This window comes from Pirellulales bacterium, assembly GCA_036490175.1.
Classification (GTDB): Bacteria; Planctomycetota; Planctomycetia; order Pirellulales; family JACPPG01; genus JACPPG01.
The window spans coordinates 1-4,759 of the sequence record DASXEJ010000060.1; the positions used below are offsets into that span (position 1 = coordinate 1).

The window sequence follows — 4,759 nt, forward strand, 5'->3', positions numbered from 1 at the left end:
CCTGGCTGGCACGCTACCGTCGACACAGCCGCGACTATGAACACAACACGGAAACCAGTGAAGCGATGATTCTCATTTCCATGATCGCCCTGATGTCACGCCGCCTCGCTCACAAAAAGTGACTTTGAAGACTTGTTCTAATAGTCAACGGCGTCGCCTGGACAGTGACAGTCCGAATGAAGGACGGCGCTTACAGGGCGCGGTGGTTCTGCGGGGCATGTTCCAATCACAGTCCAACTTCGTTCACGGACTCCTCTGTCGCTGCAATGGTCAAGCTTGCCGCCGATAACTTGGAGCAACACGTTAATACAGTCCATGGGTAGTGATCGCGGTCTCACAACAACGAAATGCTCGAACCTGCCGACAAACGTGAGATTCGGTTCCCGGCGTTTCTGGTCGGCGCGGAGACGCCTTCTGGATGCTATGCCGTCGTTCTAGTCGACGACGGCAAGTGGCTTCCGCTATTTGAGAGCGAAGAGTCGGCGCAGCTATATCTTGAACGTGTTGACGCCGACGCGGATTGCATGCCACTGGCGGTTGATCGCGAGGCGCTGAGAATCTCTATGCTCGCACATCCAGACATCCGCGGTTGTATGTTCAATCCCCACTTGGACAGCCCGTGGATCGAATACATCGAACGGCACAACTTTCTCTGATGCATTAAGCCCGCGCGTGACTAGCGGTATTACGCTTGACGACCAAAGTGCACAAGTTTCTGCCACTGCTTGAATACGGTTACGGAGCATCCATATAGTTCGTTCGTCAGCACCGCCGGTGCTGATAGCCCTACTGGTGAACCGTCAGGATCTTAGTCCATTCCTGGCGGCCTTCTTTATGCGCGCGACGAGGATTTCGAAGGGGCGGCGCAGCGACGAATACAGGCACTGCTCGTCAATCGGCCAAGGCGCGCATTTTTCGAACAACGTTTGACAGCCGCGATCGTTCCATGCTAGATCTTTGCTGCTCGATGATGCGCGTCACCCGAGCATTAGCCGCCAGTTATCCGAGCCGGGACTGGCGGCTTTTTCGTGCGCGTCGTTGCCGAAAATCATCACTTGATTAAATTGGATCTCGTTGCCCTAGCCTTTTCTGGCAACATGGGGTCGCCAGGTTCTAGCCCACCTCACGGCCCTTTTTCATGCGCGAAATTGCCGTCGGCCTGACAACGATTGCTGGGACTGCCGACCCTCTCTCTCAAATGGAACCAGCCATGACGCATAAGCCTGTAATTGCGCAAGAATGGACCTGCGACGCGTGCAACAAAACAGAACAAACGGGCGTCGTCATGCTGCCTGAAGGCTGGACAAGCGGAACGCGAGTGCCGATGAGAGAAACTATCAAGGTGGTCGACCTTTGCCAGGATTGTTCTCGGGACCCCACGAAGGCGATTGAGAAGTGCTATCGCCGGATGCGAGATTGATTATCGCCTTCGCCGCTCCCTGACGTCAGCGATCGACGATTCGACCCCGACCTCGTCACGTCGCGCCTGTCGCCAAGGGAACTACCACCGGCTGGCGGCCTTTTTCGTGCGCTCGGCACGCACTCCGCGACCTACACTTATTTGCCGACCTTCCCTCCCCACGGTCGAGCCGTCCAGGTTTTTTCATCAGGCCTGGACGGCTTTTTTCGTTGCTAGCTTCCGCATGTGCTCACGGTGGAACACACGCCGGCCGATACTACGGACGTGGCGCATCCGGCAGGGTAGCCACAGAATGGCCGTGGCGACTTGCTGCGGCCTTTTTCACGCGCTCATCTTCCGCAGCGGCATTGCCGATACTGTCGATATCTGGGGAAACCCGATGACCGATAGGCCGCAGCGTCAACTTGGCGCTTGCGGCCTGTTTTCGTGCGCTCACTCGCTGGCCAACCTCTGCTAGTTCAGGCTCCAGTGAGATATAATGCAAGCATGAGCAAAACGTGCGACTCACCCTCTGATGGAAGGCCGCCGGATAAAAGCGCCGATAGGGCCAAGACGCACTTGCAATGCGTTGGCAGCTTCAAGGCGTACACCCAAGAGGGTGAAACCCACACGGTCGAGATTTGGACACATTTCGGCGCGCTGCACGATCGAGACCGAACTCGCGTCGAGCCGACGCTCTTGGTGCTAACGACAACGACCGGCCATGGCGTGGACCGAATAGCGCAAGGCGAATACCGGCTGACTGACAACCCTGAGATCAGCCTCTCTACCGACGACCCGGCTGCGCCCTAGGGCAACGCTCAGCATGCTGGCCTATCGCCGTCGTCGCTGAGTACAATTGCGGCATGCGCGAAGAGCAGCCCACTCGGCGACGATTGTTCCAGTTGGGATTGCTATTAGTAATCGCCGCGACTGGTTGCGGCTGGACGGCGCCGCGTCCCGGCTCCGACGATCAGCTCCACGCCCATGAGCACGACCCGGACGAGGTGCCAAGCACGGAAGCCGACGTGGCAATGCCCGCAAACTACGCGGAAGCCGTGAAGCGCGTCCGCGAATATGCCACGACGATTAAGGTGGCCATCGTGGCCGAGACGCCGAGCAAAGCTCACCGGCCGTTAGACGAGCTGGATATCGTCATCGGCAAGCTAATGCCCATCGTCAAAGACAGCAACGTGCCGCGGACCGACTGGGAAGAATCAACCTCACCCGTTGTGACCTACGGGAACACTTCGACAAGCTCCACGCCACAATAGATGGCGGAGAGAAGCCAGATTGGTCCGCGGCAGGGTTGCCGGTCGAAAGGGACTTGGCGAAACTCGAAGCAATGGCCGCACGAAAGGACTGACATTATCGGTCCAACGGAGCCGCTGAGCGTGCGAGGCCCGCGGTTCGTCGAATTGTCAAAGAGCTCCGGCAAGCCGGCCTCGTAGCGTCTCTCCTAACGCAGCGCAGGGCGGTCCGCCGACCCCACGCTCATATCCGCGACCGGCCGTTACGCCGTCAGTGCGGCGTTCGGTACAATCGGCGAATGAACATGGGGTCGCCAAATCGCCGCCGTTGGTTCCGGTGTAGACTGGGGACCATGCTGCTGTGGGTGTCAGGATTGGCCCTCTTCATCGCCTACAACGTCAACTGGATTCGCCAGCGGGTAGGCTTTCATGCGCACGAAAGACCAGACGGCGCGTCATCGGACGTATACGTTAGAGCGCCCGCCCTACTTTGGATGTTCGAAGAAAGTGGGCACTAGGAAACTGGTATGGTGTCCCGGTCGAATAGTGGCACGTACGCGACGATCGTCGAGGTATCGCCCTCGCATTTGGGGCATCTCACATTCGTATCCAGCATTTGCCTGGGTTCAGGTCTCTTTCCAGCTACCAGACTCGTCGCGTCTCAGCGGTCTCTGCGCCCACGTGTTCTTACCGCCGTATTCTTTGGTGAAATGAATCCGCGTTGCTTCCGCTTGGCGCTTTATCTTTTCAAAACAAGCGCATGCGTCAGGGAATGCTGTAGCGTTATCGAAGGTCGCAAAGAAGATTTCTTTACCTTCATCATCGTACGCCCTCACACAGTAAGTAGCCGGCTCAACTGAATGCATGTTTTTCCTAGGCGAATGCCACGTCGAATGCCATGAAATGAAAACCGGGCCTAGGTGGGGCAGAACCTAGGCCCGGCTAATTGCAGAGTACGTGTACCCCGCAATAAGAACTCTAGCAGTGGGTCGCGATGGGTCAAGAATGCTGACGGTCTACGTCAGCCACCCAGCGGCCAGCCAGGAGCAGCTAAGCACCCAAGGCCGAAGATTGAACACTGCACAATGGCTATCCGACCGGTGCTCAGCAATCGCGGTAGCTTGTCCAAGCAGTGGCACCCAGATAGTCGAGTCGTTGAACCATTCTGGCAACTGCCAGCTTGCGTTTGTCACATTCAGCGCAATCGCGCGGCGGGGCAATGCACAGAAGGCTTCTACCTCTGGGCCGTCCTTCTTACACGCATACTCTTGCAATGCGCTCCATATCACGGTCAACACGGCATCGCGATGCATCGTGCGTCTCCACAACCGGAAATGAAAAAGGCCGCGCTCAAGGTGGGGCAGGAACCTTGAACGCGGCCGAATGCGGGGCATTACTGCCCTACGTTTTCTAGTTTAAGCCGCCAGAATCGTGGCGTCAAGAATGCTGATTCCTGACACTTTACTCGTCTAGGCTAGGGGCGTAAGCTACAGCCGAGTTAGGGTCAAGGGGGTGTAAATGTGCGCGCAGGAAGTTGACCAGCATCGCGGCATAGTAATTTATGTCGATCGACCCCACAGGGATGGCGCGGCTAGACGGTATCACTCGACCGTCAACGATCGGACGTATTCAGGAGTCACGATCGGCGAACTCAAGGCAATCATCGACGTTGCATTAACGCAGCGGCCGAATCATTGATTCCGAATCTCGGATCACCGGCCGCAAGGATGAGTTAGCTTGGCGGCGGCGCGGCCATAGGATGATCATACCTGATCCAAATCGGACGATTTTGGATCAACGAATTGACATGCTTTCGCACCAGCCCGTACAAAGCCCCGTTCACGAAAGCGGTCTAAGAATTGCTCATTTTCGATTGCTGGTCAGTTTGGATCAACGATCCAGGAAGGGGTCAGGATGTACGCAGTAGAGACGGACGTTGATCCAGAGCGAGAGAACGAACTTGCCCGGCGGGTGAAGATTTTTCTAGGAACGCAGGCCATTCCTAGCCTGCGCTACGTGGAAGTCAAAGTAGAGCGCGATTGCGTTATCCTTAGCGGACACGTCCGCAGTTTCCATGAAAGGCAAGTCGCGTTGTCCTGCTGCCAGCGAG

Annotated in this window: 5 protein-coding genes; all 5 read left to right on the forward strand. The window is 56.9% G+C overall.

Going from position 1 to position 4,759, the window contains the following annotated elements:
- The coding region (locus VGG64_04025; protein HEY1598742.1) for an IS4/IS5 family transposase at positions 1–122 on the forward strand (122 nt) is incomplete at its 5' end.
- 225 nt (positions 123–347) lie between these two features.
- Positions 348–656 (forward strand): hypothetical protein, encoded by a 309-nt coding sequence (locus VGG64_04030; protein HEY1598743.1) that lies wholly within the window; start codon positions 348–350, stop codon positions 654–656.
- Between the two features lie 1,250 nt (positions 657–1,906).
- Positions 1,907–2,212: a hypothetical protein gene (locus VGG64_04035; protein ID HEY1598744.1), complete on the forward strand. Its 306-nt coding sequence runs from the start codon at positions 1,907–1,909 to the stop codon at positions 2,210–2,212.
- 53 nt (positions 2,213–2,265) lie between these two features.
- Positions 2,266–2,673, forward strand: a complete 408-nt coding sequence (locus tag VGG64_04040) for a hypothetical protein (GenBank protein ID HEY1598745.1) — start codon at positions 2,266–2,268, stop codon at positions 2,671–2,673.
- Positions 2,674–4,563: 1,890 nt separating this feature from the next.
- A partial coding sequence (locus VGG64_04045; protein HEY1598746.1) for a BON domain-containing protein occupies positions 4,564–4,759 on the forward strand: 196 nt, incomplete at its 3' end.

What these genes read in the sequence shown, in the direction of transcription:
- VGG64_04040 (HEY1598745.1), top strand. Translation starts at nt 2,266, where the DNA reads ATGCGCGAAGAGCAGCCCACTCGGCGACGATTGTTCCAGTTGGGATTG.
- VGG64_04035 (HEY1598744.1), top strand. Translation starts at nt 1,907, where the DNA reads ATGAGCAAAACGTGCGACTCACCCTCTGATGGAAGGCCGCCGGATAAA.
- VGG64_04030 (HEY1598743.1), top strand. Translation starts at nt 348, where the DNA reads ATGCTCGAACCTGCCGACAAACGTGAGATTCGGTTCCCGGCGTTTCTG.